Raw genomic sequence first — 15,765 nt, 5'->3', positions numbered from 1 at the left:
GCCTTCGAGTCATCCGGAAATCAATAGGTTAGCGTTTTCTCTGCCCCTCTCGATCGAAAATCGGCATGATCTTCGATCATGGGGACATATTATAACCCACTGTTCGGAAATAGAAAACGTGATTTCTGTTCAGGCACTAATTAGCCCCTTGCTGGCGAATATCGATCTCCACTACGTACTGGATGAGTGGTTCGAGACTGAAGTCAAGCCACGGATGAGAGGGCATTGCTTCCTCGTACGGTTTGCCGATGACTTCGTCATCGGCTTTCAGTATGAGAACGATGCATGGCGCGCCATGGAGGTGTTGCCGAAGCGGTTCGGGAAATACGGACTACAACTGCATCCAGAGAAGAGCCGCCTCCTCGATTTCAGTCGGCCGGCGCGTGCACAACTGCGCGGGCGGGGAGCCAACACATTCGACTTTGTCGGATTCACCCACTACTGGGCGAGGTCAAGGCGGGGATTTTGGGTCATCAAGCGCAAGACCGCACGTAAGAAAGTCAGGAAGACGATCCAGGGGATCCGGGAGTGGTGCCGCCGGAACCGGCACCGCAACATTGAGGAGCAGCACCGCGTGCTGTGCGCAAAGCTGCGCGGTCACTACCAATACTTTGGCGTGCGTGGAAACTCGCGCGCCATGGCGGCGGTACTGGACCGCGTACGTCGTGCTTGGCGGTACTGGCTGCACCGGCGCAACAGCAAGAAAGCGATGCCATGGAAGAAGTTCGCGGCATTGCTGGAACGTCTACCGTTGCCGAATCCCAAAATCCTCCACGCCGTCTGATCGCTGGCGGGGTAGCGAAGTGATGTGTCGGGAGTGGTGTTGCGCTCCTGATCACCGAGGAACCGGATGACCGAATTGGTCACGTCCGGATCTGTGGGGGGGATGGCTCAGTAATGGCTGTCTCTACCCGTACGGTGTGGCTGGTAACAGACGCATCGATGCGTAGGTACGACAGCAGGCGAGGTGCAAAGGTAACGGGTGGAGCCGACCTTGAAGGTGTTGAGCCCCGAAAAGAACATGGGTGAGTGCCGACGGGTTTGGCCCCCCGGCAGGCCACAATCCGTATCGCGGTATGGCGTGCGATGCGGGTACTCCCCGGGGTCCGAGGCCGTATCGAGCCTGACATCGAGAGCATGCGATAACCAGGGAGATCCACGCATCGGTCCGCTGGAGGCGGGCACCCGCGAACAAGTTAAAAGCGAGGACGTGGGCGGCGTTGCGTGGAAGTCGGAGCCATCCATACGAGCGTTGACGCCCGGTAACGCGGGTCGAGCAAAGGGGTGGCGGCCTGAGACAACGCGAGGGTGAAACACGGCCCTACACCGTGAGGACTCTGTCCGTGGCAACGACGCTCGCGCGTTTCACACAGTCGGTGTGCCCCGTCCTTGGGCGGTGCGCACAAAGCCCTGCGCTGCGGCGGGTGCCGTCAATGCGGAGTCGACAGGGCGCCGGATCGCTCCCCTGTTCCACTGTGAACGACTCGGGCTGGGAGCCGGATGGTGTAACACTCCAAGTCCGGTTCTGCGAGGGGCCGGGAACGAGCCGTCACATGGCAGAGATATTGTGGCACCGCCGGGAAACCAGGCGGCAACAGAGAACACGAACTTCTGTCTACACGGCGGTGAGAACCCGGCCTACTCTCCGGTCTTTCCTTTTGCCAATAGGGCCACTCGCTTTTTCTCCCGCTCCTGCAGGGCCTCCCGAACGATATCGCTGAGGACAATATAGCCATCTCGGCCTGAAGCCAGCCGCAATTGAGTCAGCTTTCACCGGAATTCCGTGCTCACCGCCCGGACAGCCCTCACGACGCGACCCAACTCACCACCGTCCGCCCGAGCACCCGATCGAATTCACCGGTGTTGTGGGTGACCAGGGTTGCGTTCTTGGCCAAGGCGTGGCACGCGATCCAGAGATCATTTCCACCGATCGGGGTCCCGGCAGGCTTGAGTCGGGTGTATTGGGCTGCGTAGTGGTGGCAAATGCTGCGGTCGGTCGGGTAAGAGACCGGGACTTGCCGGGCGAGGCTCTCCATGCGCCGCAGGACCTCGGGTTTCCGAGTACTGCGTTCGGCTCCTTTGAACAGCTCGGCGTAGGTCACGAAGGACATGCACAACAAATCCTCGGCCGGCAGGGCATCGATGCGCTCGGCGATGCCCGGCGGGCGATTCTTGATGAGATAGATCGGGATGTTGGTGTCGAGCATGTATCGCATCGATCCTCCCTGTCCTGCGGCAACTGCCGTTGCGCACGATCCTCGTCCTGTGCGGCGACAAAGTCCTCGTCGAATCCCTTGAGAACCTCCAGCAGTGCTTGACCTCGGCCTTCGTGCAGCGGGCGCAGGATCAGATCGCCATTCGTGGTTCGGGTGATCTCGACCCGGTCGGTATCGAGTCGCAGCTCGGCGGGAATCCGCACCGCTTGGCCTTGCCGTTCATAAAGGCGCGTGTCGTCAGAGTGGTCATGATTGCCCCCAAAACGTACGTACGCTAACGTATGCACACGCGATCAGGGGCAGCTTCTACTGCCCTCTGTCTGTCATGCTCAGTCGCTCCGAGTCGACGTCGCTCGATACAGCCAGGCCCCACTCAGCGGCCCGTGTGTGACGTCCCTCAAGGTTGGCGCAGAAGTCGCCCCATCATGGCTCGACGCCGCGGGGAAAAGCGGTCGGAACGGTTTCCGAGTCGAAGCGACTCAATCGATGCGCTGGACGGCGTCGGCTGCGGTCACGATGGCGATGTCGCGAAAGCGACCCGGATAGGGCAAATTTCACTTGGCCGAAGCCGGCAGCCGCAACAACCGTTCGCTGCGCCAAACGCGGACGATACGAACCCGCTTCGATTCCCGGCGATAGACTATCCGGAAGGGCGGATGGATCAACTCGCGCAGGAATGATTGGCCAAACTCCGGAACAATCCGGCCGATATCCGGGTGGTCGGCGAGCACCTCCACCCGCTGGAAGATCTCGGCGACGAGCCGGTCGCTGATCTCCGGCACTTCTTCCGCGGCGTACCATTCCTGGATGCTCGCCAAGTCGCCGAGGGCGGAATCGGCGAAGCTGATCCCGGCGATGCCCATGCCGCTATTTAAAGCCGAATCGTGCCTTGGCCTCGGCTAGGGAGAGCTCGCGGCCGGCGTCCAAGTCGGCCAATCCCGCGACCACCGCGCGCATGAAGGCGCGTTCCTCCTCAGCCTGCTCGTAGTCGGGTACGGACTGGATGACGGCGACCCCCCGCCCCCTACTGGTGAGCAGCACGGGCCGATGGGACTCGACAGCGTGTTTGACCACACGGCCGGGGTTGACCTTAAGGTCGGTCAAGGGGACCACGTCTTCGGAGAACTTCACGCTCATGGACGCCTCATCTTCGGGCTTGCTTGGCGGCGAGACAGTAGCACCTGTTAAGTGGTCTGCCAACGAAGCCTTGGACGGAGGGTGCCGCAGCCTCCTGCATCGACACCCTCCGCCAGCCATAGCACCCGCCTATCCCTCCGACGAAGACTCGGCCGCCGTCGGTGCGAGCGGCCGGCCGAAGGTCTGCTCGTAAAGCTCGGCGTAGGGCTCGAGCGTCTCGTAGACGTGGTCGGGCACGACGCGCGACTCGAAATTGGGGAACTTGCTGCGGACGTAGTTGAGGTTGCGCAGCAGCTTCATCTCGATGACGGCGCGGGCGAACTCGAGGCCCTTGGGTCCGCGCGTGCGCTGGAGCATGGCGACCAGCTTGCGGATCGGCATCGGCGGGCGTTTCTGTCCCGGCGGGTGGCTCAGGCGCTCCATGTAGCGCGGCATCCCGCGATTGCGGTCGCCGGACTCGGTGAGCTCGCCGATCTCCAGCTCAGGGCGGAGCATCTCGAAGAGCTCCTCCCCCGTTGGGGTGCGCACCATCACCCATTGCCAGCCGAACGGGGCGCCCATGTAGCCGATGGTGATGTCGCTCAGTGTGTTGGCGTAGTCGAAGCAGGAGAGACAGGACGAGGGGAAGATACCGTGCAGCTTGTCCATCGGGAAGTCGATGTAGTTCAGGCGCTCGACGTGCCCGTCTTCATGGCGCATCCAGAGGCTGAAGTCCTGCATGAACTCGTGATGCACGACCGTCTCGGGCGATTTGGAGACCTGGGTCAGGAAATATTCGAGATCCGGATAGCTGACGTTGTCGCTGCAGGGGATGCCGATCACGTAGATGCGTTCCAGACCCAGCTCGGCCTCGGCGGCGCGCAGCTGATGGACCTGGCAGCCGGTGCCGACGACGGCGAGACGCTTGATGCCCTGATCGCGCACCGCGTCGATCAGGCCGAGTGCCGGCGAGAGGCAGGGCTTGTTGCCTGCGGTCGCCAGCACCTCCTGCGGGGTGCGCGCCAGGATGGGCTGGGCCTTGAAGCGCGTCCCGGGTGCGGCGGCGGTGGTAATGACGGCGTCGACCTTGTCCTGCTCGAGCAGGCGCGCGCCCAGCGCCGTGACCATGCCGGTCCATTGGGCGTGGGGGTTGGGGCGCGCCATCCGCGCGGCATACATGGCGCGATGGATCCCGAAGCGGCCTTCTTCGCCGGCGTGGCGGGTGCGCCCGTGCAGACGCTGCTCGATCCCGCGGGTCTGGTTGCGCACGAAGGTGCAGGTCTGCGACATTAGCAGCTTGAGGCTGCTGTCGCAGAAGCCGCAGTCGCTACAGAGACGCGGACGCCCCTTGAGCCGCTCGTCGCTGCTGAGCAACGAGATCTGGTCGAGTCCCTTCGAAGGACCCTCTTCCATCGGTGCAATGTCGGTGCTCGTCATTCGAATGCCCCCGGGAGGTCTTGCTTGGGCTCATGGGCGGCGACGAGCGCCCCGCGCGTTATTGGGCTCGTCATTGAAGGAACGGACATGCTTCGAATTCTCCTCAGGGTGTTGGCTGGTCTCGTTGTACTTGTTGTCTTGGCGGTCGTTGCCGGGCCTTTTCTGATCTCGGCGAAGCCGAGCGACGGGCTCGCCTCCAACGCGGAGGCGGCGTCAGCCGAAAGTCGTTTCGTCGGGATTCCGTTCGCGGGGACCGCGGGTCTTGAAGTCCATTATCTTGAGCAGACGTCGTCGGCTGACTCCCGGGCGCCGTCCGACGCAGCACCTTTCATCCTGCTGCACGGCTTTACCTTCAACGCCTGGACCTGGCAGCCGGTGCTCGATGCCTTCGCCGCCCGGGGCCGGACGGTCGCCTACGATCAGCTCCCCTATGGCCTCAGCGCCAAGCCGGCGCGCGCCGATTGGGAGGGCCCGAATCCCTATTCGAAGGATGCCGCCATCACGCAGCTTTTCGCGGTGATGGATGCCCTCGGTTTGGAGCGTGCGGTCCTGGTCGGCAATTCCTCGGGCGGGACGCTCGCTCTGGAGGCGGCGTTGGCCCACCCCGAGCGGGTGTCGGCCCTGATCCTGGTGGCGCCTTGGGTCTACGCCACGCGGCCGACCTTGCCCGAGTGGTTGGCCAGTCTGCCGCAGATGCGCCGTCTGAGTCTATTGATCGCGCGCAAGTTGGGTGAGAATGGCGCCTTGATGGATTTGTCCTACGCGGACCCGTCCGGGATCACGGAGGAGCGACGTGTGCAGTTCGGGATTCACACCCGGGTTGCGGGTTGGGATCTCGCTTGGGGCGAGCTGCTGGCCTTGTCGCTCTCTGCGCCGGTGACGGTGCGCGCACATCTGGAGGAGGTGACGATCCCTGTCCTGCTGGTCAGCGGCGAGACCGATCGGCTGGTGCCGATCGAGGACAGTCGGCGCGTGGCCGAGGCGCTGCCGGACGCGACCTTTGCGGTCATCGAGGGCTGCGGGCATGTCCCGCAAGAAGAATGTCCGGAGGCGTTCGAGGCGGTCGTGGGCGAGTGGCTGGATGCACGAGGCTTGTGACGACGATTCCGAAGCCCGCCCCGAACCGCTCTCTGACCCGGGCGCGCTCGAGTCGATGCGAAAAGAGCCCAAATCGCGCTCGATTCGCCCATAAACGGCTTCGCATTGACCGACTCCGCTTGACCTGACTGAAGCCGGGGCGCTAGGGTCGCGCCCCGTATCCTTCGGTCCCAAGCACACTGCAATTCAATCTCACTGCAACCAGGTTCGCTGCGTATGCCCATCCCGTTTCCGTTTTCCGCTGTCGTCGCCCAGGAGGAGATGAAGCGCTCCCTTTTGATTGCGGCCATCGATCCCTCGATCGGCGGCGTTCTCGTCTTCGGTGACCGCGGGACGGGTAAGTCGACGGCGATTCGTGGTCTCGCGGCGCTTCTGCCGAAGATGCGTGCCGTCGACTGCGTCTATAACTGCGACCCTGAGGCGGGCGAGGACGCGCTCTGTGCCGAGTGCCGGACCAAGCGCGCCAAAGGTCCGCTAAAGAGCCGGATGGTGCCGGTACCCGTGGTCGATCTGCCGCTCGGTGCGACCGAGGACCGCGTGATCGGCGCGCTGGATCTGGAGCGCGCACTGACCAAAGGCGAGAAGGCCTTCGAGCCCGGACTCCTGGCCCGAGCCCATCGTGGCTTCCTCTACATCGACGAGGTCAACCTGCTCGAGGACCACCTGGTCGACTCGCTCCTGGACGTGGCCGCCTCCGGCGAGAACCTGGTCGAGCGCGAAGGTCTGAGTATTCGCCATCCCGCCCGCTTCGTGCTGGTCGGCTCGGGTAACCCGGAGGAGGGCGAGCTGCGCCCGCAGCTCCAGGACCGCTTCGGTCTCTCGGTCGAGGTCAAGACCCCGCAGGATCTGCCGACCCGCATGAAGGTCGTGCGGCTGCGCGACGAGTTCGAGCGCGACCCGCCGGCCTTCGTGCAGAAGTGGAAGCGCCAGGACGGCAAAGTCCGCAACCAGATCCAGAAGGCGCGCGATTTCCTCCCGACCGTCGAGGTCCCGGACGCGACCCTGGAGCAGGCGGGCCGGCTCTGTATCAAGCTGGGTACCGATGGACTGCGCGGCGAGCTGACCGTTATCCGCGCTGCCCGCGCCTTGGCTGCACTCAAGGGCGATGCCGTGGTGCTGGATGCGCATCTGGTTCAGGTCGCGGCCTCCGCGCTGCGGCATCGTCTGCGCCGCGATCCGCTGGACGAGTCCGGCTCGACCAGCCGGGTCCAGCGGGCGGTCGGGGAGTTGTTCGGGGAATGAGCAGTCCTGCGGCGGTGCCTGACTCGGCGCCCGAGCGTCCGCACGGCGAGGCCGGGGTTTCGCGCTGGGAGGACGCCGTGCTCGCGGCGGCCCTCATGTCGGTGGACCCGGTCGGAACCGGTGGGGTCGCGCTGCGCTCGCTCGCCGGCCCGGTGCGCGATCAATGGCTGACGATCATGCGCGACCTGCAGCCGCCCGGCACGCCGATGCGGCGCATCCCGCTGCATGTCTCCGACGGTCGCCTGCTCGGCGGTCTGGATCTGGCTGCGACCTTGAGCGCCGGTCGGCCGGTCGCCGAGCGGGGTCTGCTGGTCGAGGCCAACGGCGGGGTCGTCGAGCTGGCGATGGCCGAGCGGATCGCGGCCGGCACCGCGGCGCGTCTCACCATGGCCTTCGATTCGGGCGAAGTGGTCCTCGAGCGCGACGGTCTGGCGATGCGCTCGCCTGCACGGTTCGCCGTGGTTGCGCTGGACGAGGGTGTCGGCGACGACGAGGGTCTGCTCAACGCGCTGCTCGACCGTCTGGCCTTCCATCAGGATCTCACACACATCCGCGTGCACGAGGCGGTCGCCTGCGACTACGACGCCGACGAGATCCTCGCCGCGCGCGCCCTGCTCCCCGCGATCGACGTGAGCGACGCCCAGATCGAGGCGCTCTGCAGTACGGCCTTGGCCTTGGGCATCCCCTCGCTGCGCGCATCCATCTTTGCCGCCCGAGCGGCCTGTGCCGCCGCCGCGCTCGACGGCCGGACCGAGGTTGCGGACGAGGATCTCGCCGTCGCCGGCCGACTGGTGCTCGCCCCGCGCGCGACCATGTTGCCCCCGATGGAGCAGCCGCCGGACGAGCCGCCCCCGCCCGAGCCCGAAGAGCCGGATCAAGAGCAGGACAAGGGCGAGGATCAGCAGGAGCCCAAAGAGCTCGAAGACCAGGTGCTCGAGGCCACCAAGGCGGCGATTCCTGCAGATCTGCTTGCGCAGCTCCAGCTCGGCAAGCTGCGGCGCTCGCGCGCCCGTGCCACGGGCAAGGCCGGCGCCGTCCAGAATGCACCCCTGCGCGGGCGCCCGGCCGGTGTCCTGCGCGGCGAGCCGCGTGCCGGTCTGCGGCTGAACGTGGTCGAGACACTGCGTGCCGCCGCACCTTGGCAGCGTCTGCGTCGCGAAGAGGTTGCGCGCTTCGGCGGCGAGTCCAACCGCATCGAGATCCGTCAGGACGACTTCCGCATCACCCGCTTCAAGCATCGCTCCGAGACCACGACCATCTTCGTCGTGGATGCCTCGGGGTCTTCGGCACTCCATCGGTTGGCCGAGGCCAAGGGTGCCGTCGAGCTGCTCCTGGCGGACTGCTATGTGCGCCGCGACCGGGTCGCACTGGTCGCCTTCCGCGGTCAGTTCGCCGAGGTGCTGCTGCCGCCGACACGCTCGTTGGTCCGGGCCAAGCGCTCGCTGGCCAGCCTGCCGGGCGGCGGCGGGACACCGCTCGCGTCCGGGATCGATCTGGGGATGGTGCTCGCGGATTCGGTCAAACGCCGGGGCGGCACGCCGATCCTCATCATCATGACCGACGGTCGCGCCAACGTGGCGCGCGACGGCACCGGCGGGCGTGCGCGCGCCAACGAGGATGCCCTCTCCGCGGCGCGTTTGGTGCGCTCGGTCGAGATCACCTCCTTGGTGATCGACACCTCGCCGCGTCCGCAGCAACAGGGTCGTGATCTGGCGGTCGAGATGGGTGCGCGCTACCTGCCCTTGCCGCATGCCGACGCGACCTCGTTGTCCCATGCCGTGCGCGCCGCAGGATGAGCCCGGGAGCGCGCTGATGGCCCGCAAAGGCGCACAGCCCGGGATCGTCGAGCTGCGCTCGACTCTTCGGCAGCGAGGCCGGAGCACAGCTGCGCGTGCCACTCCACCGCCCCGTGAGCGGCTCAGCCTTGCAGGCGCCGCCTGATGGCCGATACGCCACGCTGGGACATCGAGGGTCGCGACTGGCCCAATCGCGCGGCCAGCCGCTTCGTCGAGGCCGGCGGTCTGCGCTGGCACATCCAGCAGATGGGCTCCGGGCCGATACTCCTGATGCTCCACGGCACCGGGGCCGCGACCCACTCCTGGCGCGGCTTCGCCCCGGCACTTGCCGATCGTTTCACCGTCGTTGCGCCCGATCTTCCCGGTCACGGGTTCACCGGTGCCCTGCCGTCGAAACGCATGTCCTTGCCCGGCATGGCCACTGCCGTTCACGCCCTGATTCGTACGCTCGATTGCACGCCGGATCTCGTTCTCGGGCACTCGGCCGGCGCGGCGATCCTGATCCGGATGGTGTTGGATGGCTCCATCCGGCCCAGGGGTTTGGTGAGTCTCAACGGGGCACTCATGCCCTGGCGCGGACTCCCGGCGCACATCTTTTCACCCGCCGCCAAGCTGATGGCCGCGAATGTCCTGGTCGCGCGTCTCTTCGCTCGGCGCGCCGCCGACCGGCGGGTGGTCGAGCGTCTAGTCCAGAGCACCGGTTCGACCCTGGAGCCGGCCGGCGTCGACCTCTATCAGCGCCTGGTCCGCCATCCCTCGCATGTCGGTGCCAGCCTCGCTATGATGGCCAACTGGGATCTCGCCGCGCTCGCCCCCGAGCTGAGCCGTCTCGAGCCGCCGCTCTTTCTGGTCGTCGGCGAGGGCGACCAGACGGTATCTCCGTCCGAGGCCCGCCGCGTGCGCGAGCGACTCCCGAGTGCAGAGGTTATCTCGCTGCCGGCTCTCGGGCACCTCGCCCACGAGGAACGCCCCGCAGAGGTTGCGGATCTGGTCAAGGGTCTAGCTGACCGGCTGGGTCTTGCGGATGGAAGGCCCCGGGCGGTGTAGAGATCGATGAGCGGAGCGAACCGCACCGCGGGTGCTTTGTCTCTCCGGCCTTCATCATCCGAGATCCGGCAGTTGAACGCGATCCGCAAGGTCGTCAACTCCTTGCGTGCAACACGAAGCGTTCAACTGCCGGATCTCGGATCATGAGTTTGGCTCCGACTTGATCTAGCAGGGGCTGACAAACGCCGGTTCTTGCTATAATGTCAACCAACATTGACATTACAGAAGGTCATGCAGACTTGACACTCACGGCATCGCAGGTCTCCGAGCACAACCCTGGTCGCGGCAAGCCGCATGCGGTCGTCATCGGCAGCGGATTCGGCGGGTTGGCCGCCGCGATTCGCCTAGGCGCTCGGGGCTATCAGGTCACCGTGCTCGAGCGTCTCGACGCGCCCGGCGGTCGTGCCTACGTCCACAAGATCGACGGCTTCACCTTCGATGCCGGTCCGACCATCATCACCGCGCCCTTCCTGCTCGACGAGCTTTGGGGGCTGTGCGGTCGCACCTTCTCCGAGGAGATCGACATCCGCTTGATGGATCCCTTCTACCGGATCCGTTTCGACGACGGCAAGGTGTTCGATTACAACGGCGACGCGGATGCCGTGAAGGCGCAGATCGCCAAATTCTCGCCGCGGGATGTCGATGGCTACGATCGCTTCATGGAACATAGTCAGGCGATATTCAAAGTCGGTTTCGAGCAGTTGGGCCATGTGCCCTTCAACTCCTGGACTGACATGCTCAAGATCGTGCCGGACATGATCACGCTCGGCAGCCATCGCAGCGTCTATGCGATGGTTTCCAAGTACATCAAAGACCCCTACATCCGCCAGGTCCTGTCCTTCCATCCGCTGCTGATCGGCGGCAATCCCTTCTCCGTCACCTCAATCTACACGCTCATCTCCTTCCTGGAGCGCAGGTGGGGCGTGCACTCGGCCATCGGTGGTACGGGTGCGCTCGTCAACGGGATGGTTAGCCTCATCGAAGGCCAAGGCGGAACGATTCGCTACCGCGAAGAGGTCGAGCAGATCCTGGTGAAGAACGGCACGGCGACCGGTGTCCGGCTCAAGTCCGGCGAGACGATCGACGCCCCGGTCGTAGTGTCCAACGCAGACGCCGCTTGGACCTATCGCTACCTCTTGCCGGCCGAGCATCGCAGTCATTGGACGGATCAGAAGATCGACCGCGCCCAATACTCCAACGGGCTCTTCGTTTGGTATTTCGGCACCAAGCGCCAGTATCCCGACGTCGCCCATCATACGATCCTGCTCGGCCCACGCTACAAAGGGCTGCTGGACGATATCTTCAAGAACAAGCGACTGGCGGACGACTTCAGTCTCTATCTGCATCGCCCGACGGCGACGGATCCGGGTTTGGCACCGGAGGGTTGCGACGCCTTCTACGTCTTGGCCCCGGTTCCGCACCTAAAGGGCGATGTCGACTGGGAGAAGGAAGCCGAGCCCTTCCGGGCACGGATCGCACGTTATCTGAGTGAAACCGTCCTGCCGGGCTTGGAAGACGAGATCGTCGCCTCGCTCGTCACGACGCCGCGGGATTTCCAGGACAGGCTTCTGTCCTACAACGGGGCCGGGTTCAGTCTTGAGCCCATCCTCTTGCAGAGTGCATGGTTCAGACCGCACAACGCGAGCGAAGAGGTGAAAGGCCTTTACTTGGTCGGTGCGGGGACGCATCCGGGTGCAGGTGTGCCCGGTGTCCTGTCGTCGGCCCGTGTTCTCGATACGGTGGTGCCCGATGCCTCAACCTATGCTTAAGACCTATTATGCGAGCGCGGCGGACCTCGCCGCGTGTCGACAACTGCTGCGGACCGGCTCGCGTTCCTTCTACGCGGCCTCCTTCCTCTTGCCTCAGCGTATTCGCGATCCGGCCATCGCGCTCTACGCCTTTTGTCGCATCGCCGACGATGCGATCGATTGCGCGGGCGACGAGCCCGGCGCACAGACGCGCGCCTTGGCCGAGCTGCACCACCGTCTCGACCGCATCTACGACGGTGAGCCGATCGATGAATACACGGATCGCGCCCTGGCCGACGTTGTCAGATGCTTCGGGATCCCGAAGGCGCTGCTCGAGGCCCTGCTCGAAGGGTTCGAGTGGGATGCCGAAGGTCGGCGCTTCGAGGACATCTCGGGTGTCTACGACTATTCGGCGCGGGTCGCGGGTACCGTCGGCGCCATGATGGCGGCGCTCATGGGTGCCCGGAGCACGCAGTTGGTGGCGCGTGCCTGTGATCTGGGCGTGGCCATGCAGTTGACCAATATCGCCCGCGATGTCGGAGAAGACGCCCGCAACGGCCGTCTCTATCTGCCGATGTCGTGGATGCGCGAGGCAGGGATCGATCCCGAGGCATGGTTGAAGGAACCCGTCTTCAACGACGCAATCGCCGGCGTGATCGAGCGTCTGCTGCGCGCGGCCGATACGCTCTATGTGCGCTCCGATGCGGGGATCGCCGGGTTGCCGATGGGCTGCCGTGCCGGCATCAATGCCGCGCGCTATCTCTATGCCGAGATCGGTCGTCAGGTCGAGCGTCAGGGTCTGGACTCCATCTCTCGGCGTGCCGTGGTGCCCGGCAGTCGCAAGGTGCAGCTCTTGGCCCCGATCCTCGGAACCGCCGTGCTGTCGCCGCGCTATGTCACCGCTCCTCCGCTTGACGAGACCCGCTTTCTGGTCGACGCCGTGGTCTACTCCGCCCATCGCTCCAGTGAAGAAGACGCCGCAGCCCCCGCAGGCCTGGGCGGTCGTGTGATCTGGGTGCTGGAGCTCTTCGAGCAGCTCGAGGAGCGCGAGCGCGCACTGACCAACTGACGCGCTTTCCTCGTCATCGGCACGCGATGCGGGGGCTCGAGAAGTCACGTGTCAGAAATCGGTGGAGCACAGAATCGAATTGTTGTCGTTGTCGTTGTCGTAATCGACAACGACAACGACAAATCGTCGCACAGGGATTTTCTCGTCGAGTTGTCTGACTTATTTTTGAACCGTTCCTAAACCGCGTCCAGAGCGACATGCGTAGTTTTCATTGTGCGTTTAGCTTCGGAGATATCCTTGATCCCAGTGAGACGCGGTTTAGAATTTAAGATTTTTAATACTTTAAACCGCGCCGGCTCCGACAGTCGTCGGAGCCGGCGCGGCCAAGCCATCCAACAAATGACGCATACCGCACCGGGCGCGGTTTAAGACTGAGCCCCCGCATTGCGTACAGGCTGAGTCAACCCTAGTTCCGGGGTCGAATCGGCCTTACTCGGAAGGCCTGCTGGCAGGGCGGACGAGCGGCAGCTGAGTTCACCGAGTCCTGCACCGTTGCCGTGGTGGACTGCGCTGCGCTTGTGCACCCTACCGATCCGATCAAGGATGGCCGCCGCCGGGCGGTGCCATCTTCATACTCATGTCACGCTCGCCGTAGCCCTGCGGGATTTCGAAGATGTCGGCAGGGATGGCCTCCTTGCGGATCACGGTGACCTCGGTCTCGGTCTCCATCGTGGTGCCCATCATCTCCATCTTGGTCTTGGTCAGGATAGGATAACCCTTGATCTTGCTCATCTCTTCACGCTGGGCGACGCCGGCCGGTGAGCTCGCCAGCATGCCGCCGGGGTCCGAGAGGCTCATCATGTCGGTGTAGCGGGTCACGTCGAGGTCGACGTCCTCGGTCGCCCAGATCTCCTGATCCACCCCCATCATGCCGGTCTTGGTGACCCGATACTGCTTGGTGTTCCAGTCGCCGATCTTTTTGGTCTCGCCGGTCGCTTCGACCTTCACGGTCATCTCGCCCATCATGGCGCGCATCTGCTCGGCGGCCGGGCCCGTCATACCCTCCATCACGGACTTCACGTTGATCGGGAGATATTCCTTCTCGGCATGATTGATGAAGACGATGGTTCCGGCCGTCGGATCCATGATCATGTCGGTGGCATCGGGTCCCTCGTTGACCACCTTCATCTTGTTGTGGGCCAGGTAGGTCTTGGACAGATCTTCGCTTGCCGCCTCGCCCATCACACCCGAGCTGCGATTGATCGTCTCGACATAGAAACCCTCGTCGTCCGCGATCACTGCCGACACCGGCAGCAGAGCCACCAAAGCGATGGCAAGTCCAAGGCGACGGGTTCGGATCGGCGGACGCTCGATGCTCGAGCCTTGCGGATTCATCATGCGTGTTCCTCTCGGTGATTGCGTTAGGGTTGACGACAAGTGCCCGTAGGCCGGGGATGCGAGCGAGGGCAACTGGCATAGCCTAATCGTTGAATCGGGCTCGGGATATGACTATTCGTTAAGATTGCGTTGGTCGAGCACCCGCTTCGCCTTGCCGACGAAGCGCTCGATGCTGCGTGGCTCGACCAAATCGACATGGGCACGGATGCCTGCAACCGTATGGATCTCGCGGCTGATGCGCTCGCAAAGCGCCTGCATGCGGTCCATCCGGTCGGAGAAAAGCTCGGGGCGGATCTCGACCTTGACGTGGACCTCGTCGAGCGTGCCGGGCCGGGAGACCTCGATGAGATAATGAGGCGTGGTGCCCTCCACGCGCAGCAGCGCCTCCTCGATCTGTGATGGGAAGACGTTGACGCCGCGGATGATCAGCATGTCGTCGGTGCGCCCGGTGACGCGGCTCATGCGTGTCGTGCGTCGTCCGCAGTCACAGGGCTCGCGATAGAGGCGGGCAATGTCGCGGGTGCGATAACGGATCAGCGGCATCGCCTCGCGGGTGAGCGTCGTGATCACCAGCTCGCCGGGCTCGCCTTCCGGGACTGGCTCCAGGGTCTCCGGGTCCAGACACTCGACCAGGAAATGATCCTCCTGGATATGCATCCCGGTGCGCTCGGGGCACTCCCCGCTGACGCCCGGGCCGATCACCTCGGAGAGCCCGTAATTGTTGAATGCGGCGATGTCGAGCTGATCCTCGATCTCGCGTCGCATGTCCTCGGTCCAGGGTTCGCCGCCGAAATGGCCATAGCGGATCGGCAGGGAGCGCGGATCGATGCCGAGCTCGCGCGCCGAATCCGCGATGGTCAGGGCGTAGCTCGGGGTGCAGATCAGGACCTCGGGATCCAGATCGCGCATGATCTCGATCTGGCGACGCGTGTTGCCCGCCGCCGCCGGGATGATCGCCGCGCCGACCCGCTCGATGCCGTAGTGCAGTCCGAAACCGCCGGTGAAGAGTCCATAGCCGAAGGCGACCTGCGCCGTGTGCTCGGGCCTGAGTCCGCCGGCGACCAGGAAGCGTGCGCAGAGGTTCGACCAGGTCTCCAGGTCGCGCGCCGTATAGGCGACGAAGGTGGGCCGCCCGGTCGTGCCCGAGGAGCCGTGGATGCGGGCAAGCGCCTTGCGTGGAACGGCCAGGAACCCGAACGGATGCTGACGGCGCAGATCGTCCTTGGTGGTCAGCGGGAGGCGACGCACGTCGGCGAGCGAGCGGATGCTGTGCGGACCGATCTCAAGATGGGCGAAGTGATCCCGGTAGAAAGGCACCCGCGCGACCCGGGCCACCAGCTCGCGCAGACGCTCCAGCTGCAACGCCTCGAGACCGTCGCGCGGCAGGGTCTCGGCATCCGGATCCCAGATGCAGTGCTCGATGTGCCGATGGGCCTCATGAGTCTGCGCGGCCATAGTCCTCGATCCGTTGGTGTGTATTGCATCGGCGCGGAACCGGCCGCTTCCGAGACACACGACGCGTATAGGTTGTGCTGGCGCTAGGACGCACAAATCTTCCGCCGACGGTGCGTTGTGGCTCGCACGGCTCGGCTCAACCTCCGCCGGGTTAACGATCGAAATGCCTCTCACGGAGACGCGGAGGGCACGGAGAATCCGAG

14 protein-coding genes are annotated in these 15,765 nt (G+C 64.6%); 7 read left to right on the top strand and 7 right to left on the bottom strand.

The features are described 5' to 3' along the window. On the top strand, positions 1-784 hold a 784-nt coding region (locus AADX97_RS04785; protein WP_374238667.1), incomplete at its 5' end, for a reverse transcriptase domain-containing protein. Between the two features lie 1,021 nt (positions 785-1,805). Here the strand turns inward: AADX97_RS04785 and AADX97_RS04780 are convergent. From AADX97_RS04780 to AADX97_RS04760, 5 genes are all read right to left on the bottom strand, one after another. Beyond that, positions 1,806-2,216 carry a type II toxin-antitoxin system VapC family toxin gene (locus tag AADX97_RS04780; RefSeq protein WP_374238772.1) on the bottom strand — a complete coding sequence of 137 codons (411 nt, stop codon included), beginning with the start codon at positions 2,214-2,216 and terminating at the stop codon, positions 1,806-1,808. Further along, positions 2,099-2,419, bottom strand: coding sequence for an antitoxin (locus AADX97_RS04775; protein WP_374232257.1), 321 nt, complete (start codon positions 2,417-2,419; stop codon positions 2,099-2,101). The genes AADX97_RS04780 and AADX97_RS04775 overlap by 118 nt, the downstream gene beginning before the upstream one ends. Before the next feature lie 351 nt (positions 2,420-2,770). Then, positions 2,771-3,079, bottom strand: coding sequence for a type II toxin-antitoxin system RelE/ParE family toxin (locus AADX97_RS04770; protein WP_374232256.1), 309 nt, complete (start codon positions 3,077-3,079; stop codon positions 2,771-2,773). A gap of 4 nt (positions 3,080-3,083) precedes the next feature. Further along, positions 3,084-3,353: a type II toxin-antitoxin system Phd/YefM family antitoxin gene (locus tag AADX97_RS04765; protein WP_374232255.1), complete on the bottom strand. Its 270-nt coding sequence runs from the start codon at positions 3,351-3,353 to the stop codon at positions 3,084-3,086. 129 nt (positions 3,354-3,482) lie between these two features. Further along, positions 3,483-4,769 (bottom strand): Coenzyme F420 hydrogenase/dehydrogenase, beta subunit C-terminal domain, encoded by a 1,287-nt coding sequence (locus AADX97_RS04760; RefSeq protein ID WP_374232254.1) that lies wholly within the window; start codon positions 4,767-4,769, stop codon positions 3,483-3,485. An 87-nt stretch (positions 4,770-4,856) separates the two neighbouring features. Here AADX97_RS04760 and AADX97_RS04755 point away from each other — a divergent pair, with 87 nt between their 5' ends. The 6 genes from AADX97_RS04755 (at position 4,857) to AADX97_RS04730 (ending at position 12,769) form a co-directional block, all read left to right on the top strand. Beyond that, complete coding sequence (locus AADX97_RS04755; protein WP_374232253.1) at positions 4,857-5,867, top strand: alpha/beta fold hydrolase; 1,011 nt, start codon at positions 4,857-4,859, stop codon at positions 5,865-5,867. Between the two features lie 216 nt (positions 5,868-6,083). Then, a complete protein-coding gene (gene bchI, locus AADX97_RS04750; protein ID WP_374232252.1) occupies positions 6,084-7,109 on the top strand; it encodes a magnesium chelatase ATPase subunit I in 1,026 nt (341 codons plus the stop codon). Next, a complete protein-coding gene (locus AADX97_RS04745) occupies positions 7,106-8,905 on the top strand; it encodes a magnesium chelatase subunit D (protein ID WP_374232251.1) in 1,800 nt (599 codons plus the stop codon). Before bchI ends, AADX97_RS04745 begins: the two co-directional genes overlap by 4 nt. 144 nt (positions 8,906-9,049) lie before the next feature. Further along, positions 9,050-9,952 carry an alpha/beta fold hydrolase BchO gene (gene bchO / locus AADX97_RS04740; protein ID WP_374232250.1) on the top strand — a complete coding sequence of 301 codons (903 nt, stop codon included), beginning with the start codon at positions 9,050-9,052 and terminating at the stop codon, positions 9,950-9,952. 200 nt (positions 9,953-10,152) lie between these two features. Next, positions 10,153-11,721: a phytoene desaturase gene (locus AADX97_RS04735; RefSeq protein WP_374232249.1), complete on the top strand. Its 1,569-nt coding sequence runs from the start codon at positions 10,153-10,155 to the stop codon at positions 11,719-11,721. Further along, positions 11,702-12,769 (top strand): phytoene/squalene synthase family protein, encoded by a 1,068-nt coding sequence (locus AADX97_RS04730; protein WP_374232248.1) that lies wholly within the window; start codon positions 11,702-11,704, stop codon positions 12,767-12,769. Before AADX97_RS04735 ends, AADX97_RS04730 begins: the two co-directional genes overlap by 20 nt. 537 nt (positions 12,770-13,306) lie before the next feature. On the opposite strand, the gene AADX97_RS04725 is transcribed toward AADX97_RS04730, so the two are convergent. Both AADX97_RS04725 and AADX97_RS04720 read right to left on the bottom strand, forming a co-directional pair. Further along, complete coding sequence (locus tag AADX97_RS04725) at positions 13,307-14,107, bottom strand: DUF4412 domain-containing protein (RefSeq protein ID WP_374232247.1); 801 nt, start codon at positions 14,105-14,107, stop codon at positions 13,307-13,309. 111 nt (positions 14,108-14,218) lie between these two features. After that, complete coding sequence (locus AADX97_RS04720; protein WP_374232246.1) at positions 14,219-15,562, bottom strand: phenylacetate--CoA ligase family protein; 1,344 nt, start codon at positions 15,560-15,562, stop codon at positions 14,219-14,221. Between the last annotated feature and the right edge of the window lie 203 nt (positions 15,563-15,765).

It is taken from the genome of Thiocapsa sp. C2-2m (assembly GCF_041903745.1).
Lineage (GTDB): Bacteria > Pseudomonadota > Gammaproteobacteria > Chromatiales > Chromatiaceae > Thiocapsa > Thiocapsa roseilacustris.
This window is presented reverse-complemented; position numbering and strand designations above follow the sequence as displayed.